The 24631-nt window shown below is 48.4% G+C and carries 23 protein-coding genes and 1 pseudogene; 2 read left to right on the plus strand and 22 right to left on the minus strand.

Going from position 1 to position 24631, the window contains the following annotated elements:
• Nucleotides 1-208: 208 nt before the first annotated feature.
• The 11 genes and pseudogenes from zwf to C7R73_RS06405 form a co-directional block, all read right to left on the minus strand.
• Complete coding sequence (zwf, locus tag C7R73_RS06355) at nt 209-1717, minus strand: glucose-6-phosphate dehydrogenase (RefSeq protein ID WP_239992587.1); 1509 nt, start codon at nt 1715-1717, stop codon at nt 209-211.
• Nucleotides 1718-2039: 322 nt separating this feature from the next.
• A pseudogene (gene fic / locus C7R73_RS06360) lies at nt 2040-2570 on the minus strand (protein adenylyltransferase Fic); the annotation flags it as partial.
• A 268-nt stretch (nt 2571-2838) separates the two neighbouring features.
• Nucleotides 2839-3282, minus strand: a complete 444-nt coding sequence (locus C7R73_RS06365) for an Lrp/AsnC family transcriptional regulator (RefSeq protein WP_106449679.1) — start codon at nt 3280-3282, stop codon at nt 2839-2841.
• A gap of 88 nt (nt 3283-3370) precedes the next feature.
• Nucleotides 3371-4564, minus strand: a complete 1194-nt coding sequence (locus tag C7R73_RS06370) for an MFS transporter (protein ID WP_106449680.1) — start codon at nt 4562-4564, stop codon at nt 3371-3373.
• Between the two features lie 12 nt (nt 4565-4576).
• Complete coding sequence (locus C7R73_RS06375; protein ID WP_106449681.1) at nt 4577-5329, minus strand: amino acid ABC transporter ATP-binding protein; 753 nt, start codon at nt 5327-5329, stop codon at nt 4577-4579.
• 26 nt (nt 5330-5355) lie between these two features.
• Nucleotides 5356-6327 (minus strand): NAD(P)-dependent oxidoreductase, encoded by a 972-nt coding sequence (locus tag C7R73_RS06380; RefSeq protein WP_106449682.1) that lies wholly within the window; start codon nt 6325-6327, stop codon nt 5356-5358.
• An 11-nt stretch (nt 6328-6338) separates the two neighbouring features.
• Nucleotides 6339-7559: an aminotransferase-like domain-containing protein gene (locus C7R73_RS06385; protein WP_106449683.1), complete on the minus strand. Its 1221-nt coding sequence runs from the start codon at nt 7557-7559 to the stop codon at nt 6339-6341.
• A gap of 13 nt (nt 7560-7572) precedes the next feature.
• Complete coding sequence (locus tag C7R73_RS06390) at nt 7573-8319, minus strand: amino acid ABC transporter ATP-binding protein (protein WP_106449684.1); 747 nt, start codon at nt 8317-8319, stop codon at nt 7573-7575.
• Nucleotides 8316-9026 (minus strand): amino acid ABC transporter permease, encoded by a 711-nt coding sequence (locus tag C7R73_RS06395; RefSeq protein WP_106449685.1) that lies wholly within the window; start codon nt 9024-9026, stop codon nt 8316-8318. Before C7R73_RS06395 ends, C7R73_RS06390 begins: the two co-directional genes overlap by 4 nt.
• Nucleotides 9027-9041: 15 nt before the next feature.
• Entirely contained in the window at nt 9042-9860 is an 819-nt protein-coding gene (locus C7R73_RS06400; RefSeq protein WP_106449686.1) for a transporter substrate-binding domain-containing protein, read from the minus strand.
• The gene (locus C7R73_RS06405) at nt 9857-10648 is read right to left on the minus strand and encodes an amino acid ABC transporter permease (protein WP_106449687.1); all 792 of its coding nucleotides are present in this window, start codon (nt 10646-10648) and stop codon (nt 9857-9859) included. Before C7R73_RS06405 ends, C7R73_RS06400 begins: the two co-directional genes overlap by 4 nt.
• Nucleotides 10649-11315: 667 nt before the next feature.
• Between C7R73_RS06405 and C7R73_RS06410 the strand changes: the two genes are divergently transcribed.
• Nucleotides 11316-12056, plus strand: coding sequence for an Ltp family lipoprotein (locus C7R73_RS06410; protein ID WP_106449688.1), 741 nt, complete (start codon nt 11316-11318; stop codon nt 12054-12056).
• A gap of 141 nt (nt 12057-12197) precedes the next feature.
• Here C7R73_RS06410 and sufB read toward each other — a convergent pair whose 3' ends face one another.
• From sufB to sufC, 5 genes are read right to left on the minus strand one after another with little or no spacing between them, the layout of a single operon-like run.
• Nucleotides 12198-13592: a Fe-S cluster assembly protein SufB gene (gene sufB, locus C7R73_RS06415; RefSeq protein ID WP_106449689.1), complete on the minus strand. Its 1395-nt coding sequence runs from the start codon at nt 13590-13592 to the stop codon at nt 12198-12200.
• Entirely contained in the window at nt 13589-14074 is a 486-nt protein-coding gene (gene sufU / locus C7R73_RS06420; RefSeq protein ID WP_106449690.1) for a Fe-S cluster assembly sulfur transfer protein SufU, read from the minus strand. The genes sufB and sufU overlap by 4 nt, the downstream gene beginning before the upstream one ends.
• Nucleotides 14061-15296 (minus strand): cysteine desulfurase, encoded by a 1236-nt coding sequence (locus C7R73_RS06425; protein ID WP_106449691.1) that lies wholly within the window; start codon nt 15294-15296, stop codon nt 14061-14063. The genes sufU and C7R73_RS06425 overlap by 14 nt, the downstream gene beginning before the upstream one ends.
• The gene (gene sufD / locus C7R73_RS06430; protein ID WP_106449692.1) at nt 15293-16585 is read right to left on the minus strand and encodes a Fe-S cluster assembly protein SufD; all 1293 of its coding nucleotides are present in this window, start codon (nt 16583-16585) and stop codon (nt 15293-15295) included. The genes C7R73_RS06425 and sufD overlap by 4 nt, the downstream gene beginning before the upstream one ends.
• Before the next feature lie 11 nt (nt 16586-16596).
• On the minus strand, nt 16597-17370 hold the full coding sequence (gene sufC, locus C7R73_RS06435) for a Fe-S cluster assembly ATPase SufC (RefSeq protein ID WP_106449693.1): 774 nt from the start codon (nt 17368-17370) through the stop codon (nt 16597-16599).
• Between the two features lie 255 nt (nt 17371-17625).
• Here sufC and C7R73_RS06440 point away from each other — a divergent pair, with 255 nt between their 5' ends.
• Nucleotides 17626-18351, plus strand: coding sequence for a gamma-glutamyl-gamma-aminobutyrate hydrolase family protein (locus tag C7R73_RS06440; RefSeq protein WP_106449694.1), 726 nt, complete (start codon nt 17626-17628; stop codon nt 18349-18351).
• A gap of 278 nt (nt 18352-18629) precedes the next feature.
• On the opposite strand, the gene C7R73_RS06445 is transcribed toward C7R73_RS06440, so the two are convergent.
• From C7R73_RS06445 to C7R73_RS06470, 6 genes are all read right to left on the minus strand, one after another.
• Nucleotides 18630-18986, minus strand: coding sequence for a glycine cleavage system H family protein (locus C7R73_RS06445; protein ID WP_106449695.1), 357 nt, complete (start codon nt 18984-18986; stop codon nt 18630-18632).
• Between the two features lie 18 nt (nt 18987-19004).
• Nucleotides 19005-19358, minus strand: a complete 354-nt coding sequence (locus C7R73_RS06450; protein ID WP_106449696.1) for a Spx/MgsR family RNA polymerase-binding regulatory protein — start codon at nt 19356-19358, stop codon at nt 19005-19007.
• A 22-nt stretch (nt 19359-19380) separates the two neighbouring features.
• Entirely contained in the window at nt 19381-20577 is a 1197-nt protein-coding gene (locus C7R73_RS06455) for an FtsW/RodA/SpoVE family cell cycle protein (protein ID WP_106449697.1), read from the minus strand.
• A gap of 127 nt (nt 20578-20704) precedes the next feature.
• Nucleotides 20705-21694, minus strand: coding sequence for a YihY/virulence factor BrkB family protein (locus C7R73_RS06460; RefSeq protein ID WP_106449698.1), 990 nt, complete (start codon nt 21692-21694; stop codon nt 20705-20707).
• A 563-nt stretch (nt 21695-22257) separates the two neighbouring features.
• Nucleotides 22258-23298 (minus strand): branched-chain amino acid aminotransferase, encoded by a 1041-nt coding sequence (locus C7R73_RS06465; RefSeq protein ID WP_106449731.1) that lies wholly within the window; start codon nt 23296-23298, stop codon nt 22258-22260.
• A 356-nt stretch (nt 23299-23654) separates the two neighbouring features.
• Entirely contained in the window at nt 23655-24602 is a 948-nt protein-coding gene (locus tag C7R73_RS06470) for an aldo/keto reductase (protein WP_106449699.1), read from the minus strand.
• Nucleotides 24603-24631: the final 29 nt, after the last annotated feature.

Below are 24631 nucleotides of genomic sequence, written 5' to 3' on the forward strand. Positions count from 1 at the left end.
CTTTTTGTAGTTTGGTGATGATCGTTTACTTCGTTGTTCTCCGGTGAAGCAGCTTTGGCCGGAGATGAGATCTTGTTCAGTATGCTGTCCTACGGTTAACCGGTCCACACCGGAGACCAGCATCGTTATCTTGGCTCTCCTCCGGCCAGCAGACCCTCCCCGGAGGAGAGCCTGCCCGGTCACAACAACAAAAGTTGCGACACCGGATTTACCCCTTCAACAACCCGCGTTCGCGGTACCACTCATCCGGTGTCCAAACCCACTCGTGGTTTTCTTTTCTCAACAGATTAAATGCTTCTTTTGGTCCCATTGTTCTTGCGGCATACTTCGGAATTTCTTCATTGTCGCGGTCCCACGTTTCCCGGATCGCATCGATGATTCTCCAGGATTGCGCGACCTCTTCCCAACGCGCAAAGTTGGTCGCATCGCCCAAAATAACATCATAAGTCAGGCGTTCATAAGCTTCTGGCGTATTGGCCATCATTTCGCTGTCATGGCGGTACTCCAATTTGATTGGCTGCGTATTGAATCCCTGCCCGATTTCTTTGCGGTTCATGGTCAAAGCAAAGCCTTCTGTTGGCTGGATATAAATGGTCAGATCGTTTGATGCTGGGATATCCTTCTCAGCATCAAACGGATTGACGGGAACTTTTTTGAAAACGATATTGACGCGCGTTCCTTTTTCCGTCAGGCGTTTTCCGGTTCGCACATAGAATGGCACCCCGTTCCAGCGCGGATTGTCCACCATGAATTTTCCGGCCACAAACGTTTCAGTCCTCGAATCGCTTGCGACATTCGGCTCTTCTTGATAAGCGACAAATCCCTTATCGCCCAAATGACCTGCCGCATATTGCCCTCTGACAAAGTTTTCATGAACTTCTTCCGGGGTATAGATACGCACATCATTCAGTGCTTTGATTTTGGCTGTTTGGATATTCGCTTCGGATACGGAAGTTAAAGGTTCCATCGCCAGCAAGGACAACACTTGCAGAATATGGTTTTGGACCATATCTTTCAAAGCCCCGCTATGGTCATAGTAGCCGCCGCGATCTTCCACGCCCAATTCCTCGGCAAAAGTGATCTGAATATTTTCGATATAATCACGATTCCACGAAGATTCCAGGAACGGATTCGTCAAACGCACGGCCAAAATATTCTGGATCATCTCTTTGCCCAAATAGTGATCGATCCTGAAAATATCCTCCTCCGGGAACACTTGCGTGATTTGGTCATTCAATTCTTCAGCTGATGCATAATCCATCCCGAATGGCTTTTCGATGACGACACGGTTGAATCCTTTGTCCGTCACAATCTGCTGACCTTTTAAATGAGTCACGATAGGTCCGAAAAATTGCGGGGCCATCGCCAGATAGTACATCCGGTTCTGAACCAGATCATACTGGGCATCCAATTTGTCAGCCAGCTCTTTGAGATGAATATAATGCTCCACATCTGAAACATCATGCGCACGATAATAAAAGTGGCTTAAAAAAGCAGCTTTTTCCGTTTCTGTCGGCTGGAATGATTGAATCGATTCTGAAACCACGTCCCGAAAATGCTCGTCGCTCCACTCTCTTCTTGCCGTCCCAATCACTGCGAAACGTTCTGCCAACGCACCGCTTCGGAATAATCTGAAAAATGAAGGATATAACTTTCTTTGGGCTAAATCACCTGTCGCGCCGAATAAAACAATCAATACTGGATTTGTCTTTACCACTTTATCGCCTCCTGTTTTACATAGTAACTTCATCATACCATGAGTATTGGAAAGTTCCTTAACTCTTAGAGAATTTGAGCACCTAAAAAATCAAAAATTCTTTATATTGCTTTCGGATTTTTGGGTTTGCTCATTTTTCTCCGACGAGACGGTTCTTGCCGGGGAACAGCACTGTTTTTCGTAGTCTCCTCCGGTCAAGCGACCTTCATCGGAGATCAGATTCCATTTTCCCGTCCATCTCCGACGAGGCAGCCTTCGTCGGAGATGAGGCCATGCACTCCGTTTTTAAAAAATATAGTCTCACCAATTTTCCGCTTCACCTCTATAAATCATCAACAGTATATTCTGCATATCCCTCGTAATAATAACTGACATCAATGCCTTTCATGTACACTTCCCTATCATCAATTGACGTAGTCAAGGCATTACTGATCAAGTATCTGATTTCCAGATCATTGACGGGGCTGCGTTCAATGGCAGACAGATAATTATCTTTGTCGATCAGGTTCCAGTCTACAACTTTCCTCAGTTCTTTCTTTAGAATCAAATCCAACCAGATGCGTGTACTCCGTCCATTTCCATCTTGAAAAGGGTGTGCAATATTCATTTCCACATATTTCGCCACATTTTCCTCGATAGTGGATTGTGGCATACTGTCAATGTGATTCAAAGAAACTTCCAAGAACATGACTGGTGCAAATCTGAAATCTCCCTTCGAGATATTTAAAGCACGGGTCCTGCCCGTAAAATCATAAATATCATCAAACAAATATTTGTGAATATCTGTCAAACCTTTATATGTGCCAACTTCCAGATTATTGATATCACCAGAATCATACAAACGTTGATATTTCAACGTTTAACTACGATCAGAAACTTCGATTTTACCCGGTGAGCCACCTCTCGTCGGGTATCCGACAATGAACACTCCGAAAGTTACCGATGAACCGGCGTTCGCCGGATAATCGAAGCCGGTAACTTCAGTTTTTCTCGGTGAGGCAGCCCTCACCGGATAATCGGCACCATCCGATTGATGGAACCTTCGTCGGAGATCTGGATTCGATTGGTTTGGGATGACAAAAATAAGCAAAAACGCCGAAAATGACTCTCGGCGTCTTTGCTTATTCGTTTATTTGGATTTGCAGGCCACGGGGACCGACATTTGTTGAAAAGACAATATGCGTTTTGGTGTCGCCGAAGCGTTGTAAATCAGTTATAAATTCATCAAGCTCGATCGTGTTTGTAAAATAGACCTTCAATAACATCGAGAAATCACCCGTAATGCAATCGCACTCAACGACGTTGGGGATTTCTTCGATGTAACGGTAAAACTCTTGTTTATCCTTTGCATTTACCGCGCAATTCACATAAGCCTTTATCAAAAAGCCCAATTTCTGATGGTCAAGAACAGCTTGATACGTACGAATGTACCCCATACTCTCTAAATTCTGTAAACGCACGGATACGGATGGAGACGAGATGAAACAGTCTTCAGCAATCTGTTTGACAGTAATCCGGCTATTTTTTTGCATTATATTTAAAATTTTCCGATCTAAAACATCCATAATGGCCCCTCCATTCTCTCATCATATTCTTAATTTTAGTAAGAAAGGATAAGAGTTGCAAGGATGGGCTCACAAGATGTGTCATGCTTTATGACATTTGTTTCTTCTTGCCATCAAACAGAATGTAAGCAAATAGGGCTGCTAATCCAAATCCTCCACAGAACAGGTACATGACTTGAAACCCGAACAAACTGGCGATGATGCCCCAAAGCATTGCACCACCTCCGTACGCTACGTCCAGAGCAGCCGAGAAAATCGCTATCGCACGTCCGCGCTCATGGTCGGAAATGCTTTGCAAAACAATCGTATTCATGACCGGCAGCAAACTGGCGAACCCGATTCCATATAGGACAGCCGCTAAAAGAAGATGGACAAGATCATCGGCATAAGCAAGCAGTCCGAATGCTGCACTGATACTCAATATGCTCCCGCAAATCAAAAACGTTTGATTGACGCGCTTTAACATTTGGGGGAAGAGAAAACGGATCAGAACCGTGACGACCGTCATCACGGTAAAGTAGTAGCCAGCCCCGCTTATTTTCTTTTCGATCGCAAACTGTGCGATAAAAGCGATAACGCCGGAGTTCGCAAAGCAAATCAGAAACATGATTAGGCTCGGAAACGTCACGCCCCTATTCTTCATGACGGACAAGGCTTCCGCCGCTCCGCCCTTCGTCTTTGGCTTTTCTCCGAAAAAAAGCGTTCTTGGCGACTCCGTACTTAATAAAAAGCTTAATGCAAAAGCGACACTTGTCAGCAAAAGCGCTACCCGAAACAAGGCCTCGAATCCGTAATTTTCCACCACCGCCAACCCCAGCAAAGGACCGATTGCGCCAGGGACCGCCTGCGCGATGCTGAAATAGCCTAAGCCGACAGATAGCTGTTCCTTTGGAATCAAATCTGCCGCCATGGTCGCAGCGCTTGTCGCTTGGATGCTGTTGCCGATTCCTTGAATCAACCGCAAACAGAACAGCATCAACAGCGTTTGCAGTACGTTCAACAAGGCGAAATCGAGAAAAAGAATCCCTAATCCGATAGTCAGCAACAGCCTGCGACCGTACCGATCCAATAATATTCCGATCGGCAAGCGGAAAAATAAAGCCGAGATGCCTAAAATGCCTACGATGCTTCCAGCCACCGCTTTTGATCCACCCAAGGCTGTCACATAGAGGGGCAACGTTCCCATTTGGGTCGTGATTGCCGTCATTGCCAAAAACGTGATGCTGTTCACCAAGAGGAAATCTTTGGTCCAAAGTTTGCTTTTTGTTTCCGTAAATTCCACGTGTCATCCCTCTCAGACTGCTGTATTGAAACGGACTTGCATTAAAAATTGTTTTGTCCGTTCTTGTTTAGGGTGATCAAAGACTTCAGCAGGTGTTCCTGCTTCAACGACTACCCCATCAGCCATGAATACCACTTTATCCGCCACTTCTTGCGCAAATTGCATCTCATGGGTGACGATGATCATCGTTTGACCTGAGTCGGCCAATTGCCTCATCACATTCAGCACATCCCCGACAAGTTCCGGATCGAGGGCCGATGTGGGTTCATCGAATAACAGAAGTTCTGGAGACAGCGCCATCGCGCGGGCAATGCCGACCCGTTGCTGCTGTCCCCCGGATAGTTGAATCGGATACATCCCTGCTTTGTCCGCCATCCCTACTTTTTCAAGGACGGCAGTGGCAATCGTTTCAGCCAGCTTTTTAGGGACTTTTCGTGGTGTAACCAATCCTTCCATCACATTCTGCAGAACCGTCATATGACTGAATAATTCATAGGATTGAAAAACCATCGCTGTTTTCCTGGCAATTTCGCGGCTCTGATGTGTGCCGATGCGACTCAGGTCATAACGAAGGTCGCCGAGTTCATACATGCCAGCATCCGGCTGTTCCAAGAGGTTCAAACAACGCAAGAAGGTGGTTTTTCCGGAGCCGCTCGGGCCGATAATGCAGACAACTTCGCCTTTGTTGATGGTCAAACCTACGTTTTTCAATATTTCGTTCTTGCCGAAACTTTTTTTCAATCCACTGATTTGCGCCTGGATCATCGTCATCTCCTCCTTCTTTTTGGTTTTCAAAGTGAAATCGTGTTGCGCGAACTTCCTGCTATTATGATATCCCGCGCATTGGATAACGAGGTCTCAACAATTTCTTGCACGGCCAATTCTGTATGGTAGGCAATATGGGGTGTGATCATCACATTCGCGAAGTCCATCAAGCGGGAATAGTATGGGTTATTTTCCCAACCGACGGAAAAATATTTTTCCTCGTCCTCTAACGCATCCAATGCTGCACCAGCCAGTTTTCCGGTTGCCAAAGCTTGGATCAGCGCTTCAGTATCGACGATTTTTCCGCGGGCCGTATTCACAAGACAACTTCCGGGTTTCATTTCCGCAAAATTTTCTTCAGAAAAAAGATGCATGGACTTTTCGGATAAGGGGATGTGTATGGAAAGAACATCCGATTCTTTCAATAGTTCTTCAAAAGAAACATAGCTGACTTTCCCTTTCAAGCACGGATTTTCTTTTGAACTTGAGGCGATCACGCGACCGCCCAAAGCATGGATGCCTTCCGCTACCACACAACCGATCCGGCCAGTCCCTAAGATTCCGACAGTTACATCCTGCAGTTCCCGGCCGATCGTTGTTTTACGGGATGAATTAGTTTGCAGGACGGTCGGGATATTCCGCAGGACCATCAAAATCGACATGATCGCAAAATGACCGACTGAAGTGGGACTGTAGGAAGGAACGTTCGTCACGGTCAATTCGTATTTCTGGGCCCATTCGAAGTTGATTCCATCCACACCTGTCGATTTGACCGACAATTGGTGGATCCCTTGTTCCCTCAATTTACGGTAAAGCAGCTCGCTTTGGCGCATTTCCGGACTCGGATACAGGCAGACCCCGTCGTGGGGGCCGGCGAAATGGACATTTTCACTGGATATGCCTTCGTTGATGATGGTCACGGGTATCTTGTTGCTGAAACTCCACCGCTTAATGAATTTTTCTTCGTCAGCACTGACCCCATAGTAAATCAATCTCATAAATATCCTCCTTAAATCACTTGTTTGGATGATGCAGGTGTCGCTTGTTTCAAAGCTTCACCGATTACTTTTACCCCGTCCACGATTTCCGAAAGTGTAGGTTTGGTGAAATTCAAGCGGAAATAACGTTCATATCCTTCTTGCGCCACGCTCATCACATTTCCAGGGATAACAGCGACCTTGGCTTCGTCCAATGCCGTATAGAATGTTTCCGGATCCAATTCATCCGCCATTTTGCAGCAGATAAAATAGCCGCCTGTCGGTTTGATGAACTGAATTTTGTCTTCAGGCAATGCTTCAAGACCCGCAATCATCGCTTCAAATTTCCCCTTATAATACAGTTTCAACTCCGAGACATGTTCTTCAAACTGATGATTCTGCATAAATTCCGCCAGCATCACTTGCCAATAAAAATTGGTATGGGAATCAGAAACTTGCTTGGCCAAAGCCAGTTTTTCCATGATTTCATCCGGCGCCATAATGAAGCCTAACCGTGCGCTGGGTGCCAAAATTTTGGAGAACGAACCCGCATACATGACGCGCCCGTCCGTATCCATCTCCTTCAGCTTCATGATTGGCTCCCCGTAGTACAAGAGATCACCATAAGGGTCATCTTCGAAAATCAGCACATCATATTTTTGGGCCAAGCTGTAAATCGCTTGGCGTTTTTCCAGAGGAATCGATGTCCCCAATGGATTTTGAAACGTGGGAATGAGGTAGATGAACTTGATGCGTTGATCAAAACGCAACAGTTCTTCCAGTGCTTCCAAATCGACGGATTCTTCTGCGACGTTCATCGGGATCGGTACGGGAATGGCTCCGTAGCCTTTGATCGCATTCACCGCCCCTGAAAAGGTTTGTTCTTCGCAGAGCACGACGTCTCCCTCATCACAAAGGACTTTCACGGCGATATCCATCGCTTGGGTGGAACCCGATGTAATCAACACCTGTTCCTCATTCTGAAGATTGGCGGTTGCCACCAGCCTTTCTTTGACCAGCTTACGCAGCAAGGGATAGCCTTCTGACGCACCATATTGCAAAAACGTTTCCGGATCGACTTCTGTGTATAATTTTTGGGAAATTTTTTTCAGAGTCTCCATTGGAAAAGCTTCAACCGGCGGAAAGCCGTAAGCAAATGAGATTACATCTTTGAGTTCCATGTTTTTACTTGCATTTTCCCGTAAAGGAGATGTTTTCAATTCCTTCATACGATTTGCGAAACGATATGCCATCTTATTTCCTCCCCTATCTTGCCATTTGAGTTGTGAAACGGGCCAAAAAGGCTTTGGTCCGTTCTTCTTTTGTTTGTTCAAACACTGCTTGTGGTGTTCCTTGTTCAACAATTTGGCCATTCTCCATAAAGATGATCTTGTCCGACACTTCATAAGCGAATTTCATCTCATGCGTCACCAGCACCATCGTTGCGCCGGTTTCTGCGATGTCCCGCAGGAGCGTCAGCGTTTGTCCGACTAATTCCGGATCCAATGCTGAGGTCGGTTCATCGAACAAGATCACTTTCGGATTCAACGCCAAGGCCCGCGCAATTCCGATCCGCTGCTGCTGGCCGCCGGATAGTTGGCTGGGATAAAAATCTCTGCGTTCGGTCAGGCCCACTTGTTCCAGTAAAGCATCCGCCACTTCATACGCTTCCTGTTTTGTCCTTTTTTTCGTCAGCAAAAGCGGCATCACAATATTTTCGCGCGCTGTCTTGTTATGGAACAACGCATAATTTTGAAAGACCATCGCGGTTTGGCGTTGATGCGCCAAAATCTCTTTCGGATTGGCTTTGTTTACGATTGTTTCAGTCTCCCCTAACAGGATGCTGCCTTCATCTGCCCGTTCCAAAAAATTCAGACAGCGGAGAAAAGTTGTCTTGCCGGAACCGCTTGGCCCCAGAAGCGTGACAACTTCCCCTTTGGCGACATCCATATCGATGCCTTTGAGGACTTCTTGCTTGCCGAAGCGCTTGTGGATATTGCGTACTTCCATCATAAAATCGCCCTCCTCAATTTACGGGTCATGCGCTGTTCAAGGATTTGCGCCCCTTTTTCGATCACCAGGCTGATTCCCCAATAAATGACTGCAACCGCCACATAGGCTTCCAGGAACCGGTAGTTTTGCTGAGCTGTGATCTTCGCGGCTGCAAAGACATCGACGACACTGACCATCGAGGCTAAGGACGAAGCCTTAACCAAGCTGATCAATAAATTACTGAACATCGGTAATGAGATAGGGATTGCTTGCGGCAACAGAACCCGGCGAATCGTTTGAAGGTTGGTCATGCCCATTGATTTGGCTGCATCGAACTGCCCTTTTTTGATAGCCGCAAATGCCCCACGAAAAATCTCGCTGCTGTTGATCGTGGCCAATAGACTCAATGCGGAAATAGCGATCCATACCATGTTGAAATCTCTGAACCGCAGCGACCAATTCATGGATTCCGACCAAACATCAAACTGTTTGGAAGCGACCAGATACAGAGCGAGAATGATCAATACCATCGGAATGCCTTTCAACAAAGTGACCACCGCTTGGAAAAACTGGCTAAGTCCTTTGATGCGATAAAGCCGGATCAGCGCTATCCCTAATCCTAAAATAACGCCGATGACTATCGCTGTGATGGCCATAAATAATGTTGTGCCAATGTATTGGCTTGCTACTTTCAATGATTGGATCATCACCTCAAATTTGAAACTCATGGCCCTCATCCTTTCTTATTCTGGAACGTAATCACCATCTAAGTATTCTTCGGAAAGTTCTTTAATCGTTCCATCCGCTTTTAATTCCTCTAATGCTGTGTTCACGGCATCGATGAAGGCTTGATCGGTTTCTTTATTGAATAGCAGGTAAGCGTCCGATTTATGGACTGGTTCGCTACCGATTGCTAAGTTTTCATTAAAGGAACGGTTCCAGTTATCCACTTGATATTTTGGTGCTAATGATGCATCCACGGCTCCAGAGGTAATCGCTTGAACGATCTGTTCGTTGTTGTATTCGCCATAAACTAATTCAAAGGCATCGGGATTTTCTTCTAAATACGTTTCAGCCATTGCTGCCTGGTTCGTTGCGGTTGTGGCATATACTTTTTTACCGGCAAGATCGTCAAAGGACTCGTAAACCGTTCCTGCATCCGGATCAGAGACAATGTATGTATCCCAGACCACGTAACCGACATCACCGTATACAAATTTTTCTTGGCGCTCTGCATTTACTTCAAGTTCGAAGGCTGCCATCTGAACTTTATCGCTCTCTAAATTTGACAATGTTGTCGGGAAGTCCGCTCCTTCAAAAACAAACGTGTAATCCGTCAATTTTTCATCAATGGCTCTTACTACAGCGACATCGTAACCATCATATTCACCATTTTCATCCAGATACGCATAAGGTAGAGCTTCATTCCCTGTACCTACTTTAACCTCTGTCGCGCCGCTGTCCGCTGCACTTTCGGTTTCAGCTGAGCCGCTGCTGCACCCAGCCAAGATAACCCCTGCCATCAATAAACTTGCTCCAAATCCCACTGTTGTCTTTTTCATAATAATTCCTCCTTCAAATTTGTCTCGATTTTTTGAACCTTTTTGATTTGAACCTTTTTATTTTTCATTAGTAATAATTTTGGTAGTTGGAATGATGATTTTTTTGCTTCTGCGAAATTCATCCGTTTTTCCAACACGTTAAAGACTCGTTCAAGAATAATGCTCAATGTAATGAACAGAACTGCCGCGCCTACATATCCTTCCAGCGTGTGGTAGGTCACGGCACCAATGGCACGCGCTTTGCCGACCACATCCACTATCCCGATCGTAAATGCCAACGATGTATCTTGCAGCAACGCGACGGTCGTGGTACCGAATGATGGTAACGCAACGAGGACAACTTGTGGAAGAATGACACGCAAGTACATTTGCGACTTCGTCAGCCCACAAGCGATGCTGGCTTCTTTCTGCGTGATGGGTACACTCAAGATTGCGGCGCGAATGGTTTCTGATTGAAACGCTGCTGTGTTCAATCCGTACGTAATGTAGATGAAAATAATTTTGTCCCATGATGACACATCAATTTGGATCGCCTGTAAGAGGCTGGGCACACCGTAATAAACGATGTATAACTGGACTAGAATCGGCGTCCCGCGAATAAAGGAAACAAATACTGCGGCTAGTTGATTCAATATCGGTATTTTTTCCACCCGTATGAACGCAATAAAACTTCCTAACACCAAGCCTACAAAAGTCGCAATGCCTACAATCAACAAAGTCACGGGCAACGCACTGAGAATTTTAGGAAAAAACTCCCACACTAGATCCCAACTAAAGAAACTTGACATTTTATTCCCTCCTCTCACATTTCTTAAATTCATTACTGCCAGAACTTTCTGAACTTCTTGAATTTCCAATAGAATACCTTACTGTCCCGTCCTTCCACAATATGTTGTGGCTTTTCTATAACATAATTCGTAAATATCGCGGTTTTGATTATGAAAGTAAAAAATGAAGCGTAACCATGGTTAGATTATTTTGTGAGGAATAGTTGGACGGGGTTGCTTTTTTTTTTGGGCAACCGGAGAAGCGGACTCGGAGTTTTGCCCTTCTCCGGTTGCCGGGTCCTCGCCGCAGATCAGATACCATTTTGACCCCCTCCTCCGGTTGAGCGGTCCTCATCGGGGATGAAGGTTCATTTTTGGTGTTGAACTTCGGCCGGATGGTCCTTGGCCGGAGTTCCGATCACACTCATTGTTATGTGGGTTGCAGAGAACAGCTTTTATGCGCCTTACATTATTACGGAAAAGAACCCTGCCCGGATAAATGGAAAGGCTATAGAAGTCTTGTTTGATTTGCAAAGAATCAATTTATATATTTACTACAAATAAAATGTTTTATTTTGTCCACAATATTTATTATTCATTAGAGTATAATGATAGTGACGGCAAGTGGTCTGCCGTTGGGAGTTGTTTTTCTCTATAAGGAACTGAAAAATATTAGGGGGTAAAAAAAATGAAAACGATTGGTAAATGGATTGGCGGTTTGATGATTTTTAGTATTTTAATTGCTTTATTTTCAATAATTTCACCTATTATTTTAATTATTGGAGGACTTGGTATTTGGTACTATACAAAGAAAGAGCCAAATCCTCAAAAAATGAAATATTCTGTAGTGGCTACGGTTATTGGCCTATTCGGCTCCATTTTCCTGCTCACTTCCGGCGGATCTGATTCCGAATCCAGCGCTGATAATAATGCCAATACTTCAACAACTACACAAACCGAGCCAGCTAAAGTTTCTGTACCAGAGGCAGCCTCTTCCGAAAGCGTTGTTGCTGAAGTTACTGCGCCAGAGGTCGCTTCTTCCGAGAGCGTTATTGCTGAAGAACCTAGTATCGTTGAAGAGCCAGTAGCGACTATACCAAGCGAACCTGTTGTAGCTCCAGCTCCTGCTGCTCCAGAAGTTTCAAGAGAATTTAGAAATGCACTAGGTAGCGCAAATGACTACCTTAATTTTACGAGTTTTTCTAAATCTGGGCTTTATGACCAACTGATATATGAAGGTTTTCCTGAAGATGCAGTACAATACGCTGTCGATAATGTGGTAACGGATTGGAATGCGAATGCTCTTCAAACAGCTATTGATTATTTAGACTTCTCTTCGTTCTCCGACCAAGGTCTGTATGATCAATTGATTTACGAAGGTTACTCGGCAGAACAAGCGCAATATGCAATTGACAATTTGCCTGGGTAAATAAAAGAACCCCACTCATGTACATGAAACTACAGGAAGTGGGGAAATTTGTTGCAATACAAAAACCACCGCTGGGAGTATGCAAAAAAAAAGAGGTTCAAAAACGTTGATATACAAACGTTTTTGAACCTCTTTTGTGTTTTATCCTACAGACCCTTCCATCTCGTAAGCAATCAGTCTGTTCAACTCGACTGCATACTCCATCGGAAGTTCTTTGGTGAATGGCTCGACGAAGCCCATGACGATCATTTCGGTCGCTTGGGACTCGCTGAGGCCACGGCTCATCAGGTAGTAAAGCTGCTCTTCGGAGATTTTGGAAACTTTCGCTTCGTGCTCCAGGGAGACTTTGCCGTTGTGGATTTCGTTGAACGGAATCGTGTCGGAAGTTGAGATGTCATCCATGATGATCGTGTCGCATTCGATATGCGAGATCGATCCTTCCGATTTCTTTCCGAACTTCACTTGTCCGCGGTAGTTCACTGCCCCGCCGTCTTTGGCGATCGACTTGGAGACGATCGAGCTGGACGTGTACGGTGCGTTGTGGATCATTTTCGCGCCAGTATCCTGCTGCTGGCCTTTGCCGGCGAAAGCTACGGATAGCATCGTTCCTTTGGCGCCGCGTCCGTTCAGGATGACGCTTGGGTATTTCATGGTCACTTTTGACCCCAAGTTTCCGTCTATCCATTCCATCGTCGCATTTTCCAAGGCTACGGCACGTTTCGTCACCAGGTTATAGACGTTGCCTGACCAGTTTTGGATGGTCGTGTAACGGCAGTAGGCGTCCTTCTTCACGAGGATCTCAACGACTGCGCAATGCAGGCTGTCTGCCGAATAGGTCGGTGCGGTACAGCCTTCGACATAGTGGACGCTGGCGCCTTCGTCGACGACGATCAGCGTGCGCTCGAATTGCCCGGAGCCTTCGTTGTTGATGCGGAAGTATGTCTGCAACGGCACATCGCAGATGACGCCTTTCGGAACATAGATGAACGTGCCACCGGACCAAACAGCCGAATTCAAGGCCGCTTCGAAGTTGTCAGTCGGCGGTACAATGCTGGCGAAGTATTCCTTGAAGAGTTCCGGATATTCCTTCAGGGCCGTGTCCGTATCGGTGAAGATGATGCCCAATTTCTCGAACTCATCCTTCATGTTGTGGTAGACGGCCTCCGACTCATACTGGACCGTTACGCCGGCCAGATAAGCGCGCTCGGCCTCAGGGATCCCGATTTTTTCGAAGGTTTCCTTGATTTCGTCAGGCACATCTTCCCAGGTTCTGGCTACCTTATCGGTTGCCTTCTGGAAATAAGTGATTTCGTCGAATTTCAGATGGGATAAATCCGGTCCCCAATTCGGCAAGGTTGATTTATGGTAGGCTTCCAATGATTTCAGACGGAAATCCAACATCCATTCCGGCTCTTCTTTTGATTCGGATATTTCCCTGACGATTTCTTCAGTCAGTCCTTTTCCGGTGGAATAGATGATTTTTGCGTCGTCATGAAAGCCAAATTTATAATCGTCAACTACTGGTACTTCGCTCATAAGATCTCTCCTTCATGCGGGGATTCCGCTTGTACTTCCCCTTTTTCTTTTTTGTCCTGGAGAATCGCTCTTTCCAAAGCCTTCCAAGCCAAAGTGGCGCACTTGATGCGGGCCGGGAATTTTGCGACACCGTTCAGGACGATTGCTTCACCGAGGTGCTTCTCGTTCGGCTCGATTTTGTCCTGCACAAGCAGGAAAAATTCTTCAGCCAAGCACAACGCTTCTTCTTTCGTTTTGCCGATGACCACGTCCGTCATCATGCTGGCGCTGGCCGTGCTGATGCTGCAGCCGTGGCCGGAGAATTTGGCCTGCTTGATGATGTCGCCATCCATCGCCAACTGCAGGGTGATGACGTCGCCGCAGGTCGGGTTGTTCAGCTCGATCTGTTCGTCGGCGTTTTCCAAGGTGCCGTAATTGTGCGGATGACTGGAGTGGTCAAGAATGACATGGCGGTATAGGTTTTCTAGTTTAGATAAAGCCATCTTTGAAAAACTCCTTTATAGTGTGCAAGGAGGCGATGAATTGATCGGCCTCTTCGAATGTGTTGTAGAAATAGAAACTCGCTCTGGCTGTCGAGGATACGTCCAGATAACGCATCAACGTCTGCGCGCAGTGGTGGCCGGCGCGGACAGCGATGCCTTCCATGTCGAAAGCCGTGGCCAAGTCATGCGGATGGATCCCTTCCAGGTTGAAGGTGATGACGCCCGTGTGCTTTTCCGGATCGGCAGGACCGTAGACGGTGATGCCTTCGATCGCCTGCAGTTTCGGCAGCACGTAGCGCACGATTTCCTTCTCGTAGGCTTCGATGGCATCCATGCCGATCGCTTCCAGATAGTCGACGGCAGCCCCAAGGCCGATTCCGCCGGCGATGTTCGGTGTGCCCGCTTCGAATTTCCAAGGCAGGACATTCCAGGTGCTTTCCTGTTCGTAGACGAAATCGATCATTTCGCCGCCGAATTCGACAGGCTCCATTTTTTCAAGCAAAGCTTCCTTGCCGTAAAGCACGCCGGATCCGGTAGGTCCAAGCATCTTGTGGCCGCTGAAAGCGTAGAAATCGGCATCCAAGGCCTGCACATCGACCTTCATGTGCGGTGTCGATTGGGCGCCGTCCACGACGATGTAGCCATTGTGTTGGTGGATCAATGCGGCCAGTTCCTTGATCGGATTGGTGATTCCTAAAACGTTCGAGGAATGGCAGACTGAAAGGATTTTGCCTTTTGCAGTGATGACTTCAGCCGATTTTTCGACATCGACGAAGCCGTCTGCAGTCAACGGCAGGTATACCAATTTGGCCTTCTTGCGTTTCGCCAACTGTTGCCAAGGAACCACGTTGGAGTGGTGCTCCATCGGCGTGATGTAGATTTCGTCGCCCTCTTCGACGATCAGATCGCCAAAGCCGACAGCGACCCAGTTCAGGCCGGTAGTCGTGCCGCGGGTGAAGAGGACTTCCTTCGTCGAAGCGGCATTGATGAAGCGGCGCAGTTTTTCGCGGGCGGCTTCGTAGGCTGAAGTCGCGCGTTCCGCCAATGTGTGCACGCCGCGGTGGATATTGGCATTGTCAAATTCATAGTAGTGTTGGATGGCTTCCAACACCTGTTTCGGCTTTTGTGAAGTGGCCGCGTTATCCAGATAGATCAGCGGCTCGTCGTTCACGGTCTGGAAAAGGATCGGGAAGTCCTGTTTGATTTTATGTGCATCGATCAAAGCTTCATCAACTTCCTTTCGATCATCTCTACTAGGCTTTCACGGATTTCTTTGACCGGGATGGCCGCGATGACCGTACCCAGGAATCCGCGGATGACCAGACGCTCTGCTTCTGCCTTAGGGATACCGCGGGAAAGAAGATAGAACATCTCTTCCGGATCGACGCGTCCAACGCTGGCGGCATGGCCGGCTGTGACGTCGTTCTCGTCGATCAACAGGATCGGGTTCGCATCCCCTCTTGCGTTATCGGACAGCATCAGAATGCGGCTTTCTTGCTGCGCGTCAGCGCCCTTCGCACCTTTGATGATGTGGCCGATGCCGTTGAAGGTCAAAGTCGAACGGTCCATGATGACCCCGTGCTGCAGGATATGGCCGATCGAGTGCTTGCCGTAGTTCGTTACGCGCGTATCGATGCCCTGCACTTGTCTGCCTGTGGAAACAGCAACGACTTTGATTTCACTGTGGGAACCGTCGCCGATCAGATCGGAGTCGAAATCGGAGATGACATTGCCGTCGTTCATGACGCCGATCGCCCAATCGATGGAGGAATCCTTCAACAGGTGGCCGCGGCGGTTGATGTAGACGGATGTGTTTTCGCCCATGGTGTCGACTGCAGAAAATTTGACTTGCGCGCCGGTTTTCGTGATGACCTCAACGATGATGTTGGCGCTGTTCTTTTCGTTGCCTTCCGTTTTGTAGCGCTCCACGTATTTGACGGAGCTGTTCACGTCAGCTACCAAAAGCACGTGTTTGACGAAGCTTTCCTTCACGTGGGAATTCTGGATGAACAGAGCTTCCAACGGTTCTTCGATGACGACGTTCTTCGGCACGTAAAGGAAGACACCGCTGTTCATGAAGGCTGTGTGGAAAGCGGTAAAACGGTCTTCTTCCGGTTTCACAGCAGTCGTCATGTAGTATTCTTGGACCAATTCAGGATAATCCTGAGCGGCTGTATATAAGTCGGTGAAAATGACGCCTTGATCGATCAAATGCTGCGGCAATTGCTCCATCAGCGTCACATTTCCGTATTGCACGATTTTCGGTGTGTCGCCCAAGTCGTATTGGAGACCTTGGCTGTTCACCAATTCCTCGCCGTATGCACCGGCAGAAATGGTTGTGTCAAGGAGCGGCCAACGGTGATAGCTGATGCGTTCCATCAATGGGAAAGCCTGCTCTTCGTATTTTTCCAGCCATTCCAAACGTTTGCTGCGCATCCATTCCGGTTCTTCCTTTTCAATGGAAAACAGACGAACCGCATCCAACAAGGACGTTTTTTCTTCGTTCAGCATGTGACGTCCTCCTATTCTTCATCCAAATGGATATCTAGACCTAATTCGTCGCGGATGCCGCGGTAGCCTTCCGCTTCCAGACGTTTCGCCAAGCTGGCGTCGCCGGATTTCACGATGCGGCCGTCCATCATGACATGGACGAATGTAGGGTGTACATAATTCAAGAGACGTTGGTAATGGGTGATGATCAGGACTCCGAAATCAGGACCTGCCATCAGGTTCACGCCTTTGGAGACGACTTTCAGAGCATCGATATCCAAACCGGAGTCGATTTCGTCAAGAATGGCGAATTTCGGTTCGATCATCATCAACTGCAGGATTTCGTTGCGTTTCTTTTCTCCGCCTGAGAAGCCTTCGTTCAGATAGCGTTCAGCCATTTCTTCCGGCATGTTCAGGATTTCCATTTTTTCGTCCAATTTTTTGATGAAGTTCATGACCGAAATTTTGTCGTCTTCCGGGCGGCGGGCATTGATGGCTGCGCGCATGAATTCAGCGTTTGTGATGCCGGCGATTTCGCTTGGATATTGCATCGCCAGGAACAGGCCTGCGCGTGCGCGTTCGTCGACTTCCATTTCCGTCACATCTTGGCCGTCCAAGAGAACTTGGCCTTGTGTGATCGTGTAGCTCGGGTGACCCATGATTGCTTGTGACAAAGTCGATTTACCCGTTCCGTTCGGCCCCATGATGGTATGGATTTCCCCTGTGTTCATCACCAGGTTGACACCCTTCAAAATTTGTTTATCCTCAATGGAGACATGCAGATCTATTATTTCTAAAGTAGACATAAATTAACTCCTCACAATCTATATATTTTAATCGAACCTTCATAATTAATACTACGACTATTTTAACCCAATTGAAAACCTTTCGCAATGGAATCATTATGAAAACCCCATTAATCAACGATATTTTTTTTCAATTTATAATCATTATAAACTATCAACCCGTTTTGTCCACTTATAAGAACGATTCTTTCCCATATTCTCAATTATGATGTAAAATGGTAAAAATCAGTCAAGAACGAAAGGAAGACAATATATATGAGACCATTGATCGGCATAACCGGCAACCAATTACTGGAGGCTGTCCCTGCTTTCTCAGGGATTTCCGTCGCCTACACCCCTATCGGATTCGTGAAAGGGGTCCAGGCCGCAGGAGGCAATCCGCTGATCATTCCGATCGGCGCCCCCGAAACAGCAGCCGACTATGTCGCCAAAATCGACGGGCTGTTGTTGACGGGCGGTCAGGATGTTTCCCCGAGCTTTTACGGCGAAGAACCGAGCCTGCACATCGGCGCGACCTTCCCTCTGCGCGACGACTTCGAAATGGCGCTTGTGGAGGAAGCTCTGAAACAGAAGAAACCGATCCTGGCCGTCTGCCGCGGCTTGCAGATTTTGAACGTCCAGATGGGCGGGAGCCTTTACCAGGACCTTGCGCATGAATATCCGGAAATGCGCATCCAGCACCAACAAAAGACAGACTTCAAATATGCGACCCACTCCGTCATCTTAACGGAAGGCAGCCACCTCCACGGCCTCGTCGGCGAAAAGCTGTCGGTGAATTCCTTCCACCATCAAGCATTGAAAGTCGTTGCCAAAGGTTTGCAGCCGGTCGGATACAGCCCAGACGGTCTTGTTGAAGCCGTCGAAGCGACGGATCCGGAACAAAGCATCCTTGCCATCCAATGGCACCCAGAGACGATGATACCGGAAGCAAAAAACATGCGACTGTTCTTTGAGGATCTGGTCGCGCGGTCAGCGCGCTAGCAGGATGTCGGGTGTCGGGGCTCAGCTCCGGCGAGGATCTCTTCGCCAGAGTTGGGGGCGGAAAGGTTTCGCGTCCTCCGGTGAGACAAACCTCGCCGGAGGACGAACGTGATAATCAATCTGTCCTCCTGCCAAGATTCTCTCGCAGGAGGACAGATCAATCCGCGGCCGGCTCCTCCGGCCAACCCGGCCTTTGCCGGGGCACAGTCAAAAAATCAAAAAGGCAAGCACTCGGACTCGATGTCCGGATGCTTGCCTTTTAATCTTTTCACATTCTTCTAAAGTCCGGATTCGTTCAGCAAAGCTTCGAAAGCTTCCTCAGAAACATCCGTCAGCTCGACGATCCAGTTCACTGTTGCATCGGTGCTGTTCAGGTTCTCAGGATTGTTTTCCAATGCTTCATTCACCGCTGTGATCGTGCCGGCAAGCGGCGAAGCCAAGTCGGTCATCGCTTTGGCGGCTTCCACTCCGATCAAGGTATCGGTCGTTTTAATCGCTCCCGTTTCCGGCAGGTCGATGAAACTGACTTCGCCCAGGTCATCATGGCCTTTTTCGGAAAGGCCGATGATGTACTTGTCCGCTTCCTTCTTGATCCAGAAGCCGTTCTCGCTGTATTTCACTGTGTTTTCAGTCATGTTGTTTTCCTCCTTCGCTTATTTCCAGGTCGTCGTAAGTTTCTCTTCGTCGTGGCCGACCGTGATCTGCGTGCCGTCCGTGACGAATGGCCGACGGATCAGCATGCCGTCCGATTCGAGCAGGTCCAGCGCTTCCTCCAGGTCCATGTTGTCGAGTTTGTCCTTCAGTTGCATTTCCTTGTACAGGTTGCCGCTCGTATTGAAGATGCGGCGCAGCGTCAGATTGCCTGATGCGATCGCTTGGCGGATGCTTTCCCGGTCCGGACGCTCTTCACGGATGTCCTTCAATTCGTAGGCGATGCCCTCTTCCTCGAACCAAGCACGCGTCTTTTTGCAGGTCGAGCATTGGGGATGTTGGTAGATGGTAATCATGCAATTCCTCCTTGAGTTAGGGTCAGATGCCGAAATGTTCGTCCTCGTCCGAGAACATATAGCTGCGGTAATGGTAACGCATCGACATGACCAGTCCGATTCCGAGCATATTGCCGAGGAGCGCCGAGCCCCCTTGCGAGATGAACGGCAATGGGATACCGGTGATCGGCAACAGCCCGATCGTCATGCCAATATTTTCCAATACGTGGAACAGGATCATCATGATGACGCCCGTCGCCATGTAGGCATAAAATTCATTTTTCGTATCGAAACAGATGCGGATCATCTGATAAATCAGCAGGAAATAGATGAAAATGAGAAAACACCCGCCGATGAAGCCAAAATTCTCGCCGATCGTGGAGAAGATCATATCGGAGACGCGCACCGGCACGTAGACTTCGGAAACGCCGAGGCCTTTACCGAACAGTTTGCCTGATCCGATCGCTTTCATGCTTTGCGCCAGTTGATAGGCATCCCCGGTGCTGTCCCCAAACGGGTCGAGCCAGGAATCGATCCGGGCGAATTGGTAATTCTGGAAGCCGAAATTCAGTAGCACGTCGCGGTTGTAGACAACCAAGTAGATGAGCAGCGATCCAAGGGCACCGATCGTCCCGAATACGGGAAGCAGGATTTTCCAGGATACGCCGGAAAGAAATGTCATGCCGATGATGATCGCCAGGAAAACGAGCGTGGTACCGAGGTCATTCTGCAAGATGACCAGCAGAAGCGGCGGTGCCGACCACATGGCGATCTTCAGAAGCAAGTTCATGTCGGTTTTTTCGGTCCGGTCATCGATATGCATATTGTGCTCGGTGATGACCCGCGCCAGCATGATGATGAGGGCGACCTTTACGACCTCAGAAGGCTGGAAAGTGACGGAACCGAATCGGAACCAACTTTTCGCTCCTTGCAACGCATAAGTGTTGCGGTCATAAAAAATGAGAACTAGGAACAGGAGCAGGATGCCGGCACCATATGCAATCGGCGCGACTTTCCAGAGTTGTTCGGAATCGAAATGCATCACGATGGCCGCGGCGATGATGCCGATGCCGTACCAGACGAGCTGCATGATGGTCGTATCGATCCCGCCGTCCGTCTGCAGGACAGTAGTTGAATAAATCGTCAGGACGCTGATGATGGCCAGAAGGAACACGGACAGGATAATGCCGTAATCGATCTTCGAAACATCCGCATTCTGCGTAGTTTGTTGATTTCGCATGATTAAATCCTTTCTTTCAAAAACAATAGGCGTGCTATCTATTCATTATATAGAAACTTCGCCCAAAAAAAAAGGCGAGGAGGTTTAAAAAAACCTAAACCTCTCTGCCTCGTCATTCCGGATTCAATCACTTGTCTGCTTGTTTGTTCCCTTGGATGCGCAGTTTTTTACGGATCAGGCGCCGTTTCAAAGATTGTTCATTGACGGTCAACGCCAATGCGTTCTTAGAATAACGGATCGCATAGCGGCTCTCTTCTTTCAAGACAATCGGTAACGGCCGGAAATAATGGTACAGCATCACATTGAGGAAGCCACCCAATATCAGCACCGTCCCCATCAGATACAGCCACAGCAGAAGCGTGATCACGACCCCGATCGCACTGTTTCCGATGGCCTGGCTGCCGGCGAGTCCGACATAAAAGGAGAACAGTTGCGAAATCAACAGGAAACCGATCGTTGCGAACGCCGCACCCGGCACCGAAAATTTAAATGACCAACGCACATTCGGCACCACGAAATAAATGACCGTCATGATGACGGAAATGATCAGGAAGGCCCCAATCCAACGGACGTTTTCGAAGGCGGTGATGAAGTCCAGCTGGATGGATAAAAATTCTTCGAAGAAATCACGGATATATCTGCCGAACATGAACAGGACAGCGACAAGCGAAATCATGGCGACCAACAGAAAGGCGATCACGAACGAAAAGATCCTGTGGACGATGATGTTCTTCCGCATCTTCGTATTGTAAACTTGATTCAAAACGTTCTGGAAGACATTGAATGCTTTCGAAGCCGTCCAGATTGACAGAACCAGCCCGAATGAAACCACCCCGCCACTGCCGCTGGACAAGTATTCTTCCAGTATCGGTGTGATGGTGTTGCGGATTTCAAGCGGCAAGGCCATCTCCACGTAGGACAGCACCTGCTCCCGTGGCAACGGCAACAACGGAATGATGTTCCCCAACAACAACAATGTCGGAAGCAGCGCCAACAGCACATAGTAGGCCATCTCAGCCGACTGCCGCCCGATCTCCATCCGGCCCCAATGTTCCTGGAATAAGCCGACAATTTGGCGCATTTTTGGATTTCTGATGTATTTTCTTAATGCGTTCATTCCTTTTTCCTCCCGCCAAGCTCTATAGCTTAATCATAGCCAAAAGCGGCTGGGAATGCCACAGATAAGCATTGAAAATGCTTGTGCTAGTAATCAGTCTGCTCCGATGAAGGTTCCCCCGCCGGAGATGGTGACCGCTAGAAAATGCCACCTCCGTCCGCGTCGGCTTCACCGGAGGTCGCCTGCCGGATACCGCCCCTCCTCCGGCCAGCATTCGCTCACCGTAGTTGATCGTTGGCGCGCAAGCTGTTCTCCGGGCAGAGCCCCGCTTATCGGAGCTGACGCCGTGCTCCGGCGAAGCCGGTCCTTGCCGGAGCTAGTGACCCAGAAAAATGTCACCTCCGGCCACATCGGCTTCGCCGGAGGTCGCCTGCCCGATACCGACCCTCCTCCGGCCAGCATTCGCTCGTCGGAGCTGATTGCTTGCGCACGCGCTGTCCTCCGGGCAGAGCCCCGCTTATCGGAGCTGCCGTCCCCCACTCACCCCCGGGTTGTCACCAACTAAAAAAACAGCTCTCCTCCAGCACAAAGGCCTTGGGAGAGCTGCATTGTCATCTATTTGCTTAGTCTACTTTCACGATCCAGCCTTCTGGCGCTTCAATGTCGCCGAATTGGATGCCGGTCAGTTCTTCATACAATTTGCGTGTGACAGGTCCGACTTCTGTTTCGGAATTGAAGACATGGAAATTGTCGCCGTACTGGATGCCGCCGATTGGAGAGATGACTGCCGCTGTACCGCAGGCGCCGGCTTCGCTGAACCCATCCAGCTTGTCGATGAAGACATCGCCTTCCTCGACTTCCATGCCCAAGTGGTGCTCAGCCAAATACAACAAGGAATATTTGGTGATGCTCGGCAGGATCGATGGTGATTTTGGAGTCACAAAACGGTTATCCTTCGTGATCCCGAAGAAGTTTGCGGAACCTACTTCTTCAATCTTCGTGTGCGTAGCTGGGTCCAAGTAGATGCAGTCGCTGAAGTTGCGATCATGCGCTTCTTTACCAGGCAGCAAGCTGCTTGCGTAGTTTCCGCCGACCTTCGCTGCACCCGTACCATGTGGAGCGGCACGGTCGTAGTCGGACACGATGAAGTTCGTCGGCGTCAAGCCGCCTTTGAAGTAAGGGCCAACCGGCATCGCGAAGATTGAGAAGATGTATTCGGTCGCCGGGCTGACGCCGATGTTGTCGCCGACACCCATCAAGTAAGGACGCAGATAGAGTGTGCTGCCGGTGTTGTATGGCGGCACCCATTTTTCATTAGCTTTGACGACCGCTTTAGCCGCTTCGACAAATTTTTCCACCGGAAACTCAGGCATCAACAGGCGTTGGCAGCTATTGATCATCCGCTTGGCATTCTCGTCCGGACGGAACAGGTTGATGCTGCCGTCTTTTGTGCGGTACGCCTTCATCCCCTCGAAGCAGGATTGGCCGTAGTGCAGAACCGGAGACCCTTCGCTGATGTGGACTTTGTTGTCGGTCGTCATTTCGCCATCGTCCCATTTTCCGTCTTTCCAATAAGAAATGAAGCGGTAATCCGTCTTGATATAACTGAATCCTAGATTTTCCCAATCGATGTTCAACGCTTTTTGTTCTGCTGTCTGTGTCATTTCTGTCATCCAAACCACTCCATATCTATATTATTTATCAGAATTAACGATGAAAAAAAAGAATGAGCCCATGTGATTAGGCTCATTCTTTAATGAGAGCCCAATGAAACGGAAATAGGACTCTACTTGTAGTAAGTAAGAATCCTGGGCTAAATCACTTTTAGAATGACTAGGGCATCAAATGAGAACGACGCTTTCTTTTTGTTCTGTAACATACACATTCCGCAAGTCGCATCCATTCTCATTCTCCCCCTTCTGTTTGTTAGATTATGATGTAATTCTATGCCTGTATCTAATGAATGTCAAATGCTTTTTTCATCATTTTGTAATAAAGAGGTATTAAAACGATCAGAAAATCATTTCGGCAACCGGTAAGATGCCGGGAAAGCTTGCTGGATCAATGCGATGTCCTCTGCATCCAAACGGACTTCTGCGGCTTCAAGGTTCTCAAGCACTTGCTGTCGGTTGCGTGCGCCCGGAATGACGGCGTCGACGACATCCTTGGACAAGTAATAGGCCAAAACGACATTCTGCAACCCGGTCCGGTGCTTCGTAGCTAGCGGTCGGATCTGATCCACACGCTTCAGGATGTCTTTGTAGGTGTCGCCCTGGAACTGCGGACGCTGCTGTTGTTTCTCCGACAGGACCGAAGCTTCCGTGTACTTGCCGGCCAACAGCCCGGACGCGAACGGGAAGTACGGGATGAAGGAGATGCCCTGTTCGCGGCAATACGGGAACAGCTTTTCTTCGGCCGACTGGTTCAAAAGGTTGTATTCATCCTGGACAACGTCGATGTAGCCGTTGGCGTTGCCTTCCTTCAGCTGCTCCAGATTGAAATTGGAGACGCCGATGGCACGGATCTTCCCTTGTTCCTTCAGTCGATGCAGCGCGCCGACCGCTTCGGCTTTGGGTGTCGCTTCATCCGGAAAATGGATGTAGTAAAGGTCGATATGATCGGTCTGCAGACGTCTCAGGCTGTTTTCGACCTGCTCCGTCAGGAAAGCTGGATTGTTGTTCAAGACGATGCCGGCTTCGGTCACCTCGTGCGCGCCTTTTGTGGCGATGACCACGTTATTGCGCAGGTTGTGTTCCTTCAGCGTCTTGCCGATGATCGTTTCGGAAGTGCCCATTCCATACATAAACGCAGTATCGATGAAGTTAAGTCCTTTGCCGATTGCGCTCAGCAGCACATCGCCGCCGTATTCGGTGTTCGTTTCCGGATCGGCTGCGGCAATTTTGTTCGCCCCCAGCCCGATCGGATGGATCAGTAGGTCGGTTCTTCCCAATTTCACAAGTTCTGTCATATCGTTTCCCCTTTCCTTGCCCGTTCATT

The sequence above is a fragment of the Trichococcus alkaliphilus genome (assembly GCF_003008695.1).
Classification (GTDB): domain Bacteria; phylum Bacillota; class Bacilli; order Lactobacillales; family Aerococcaceae; genus Trichococcus; species Trichococcus alkaliphilus.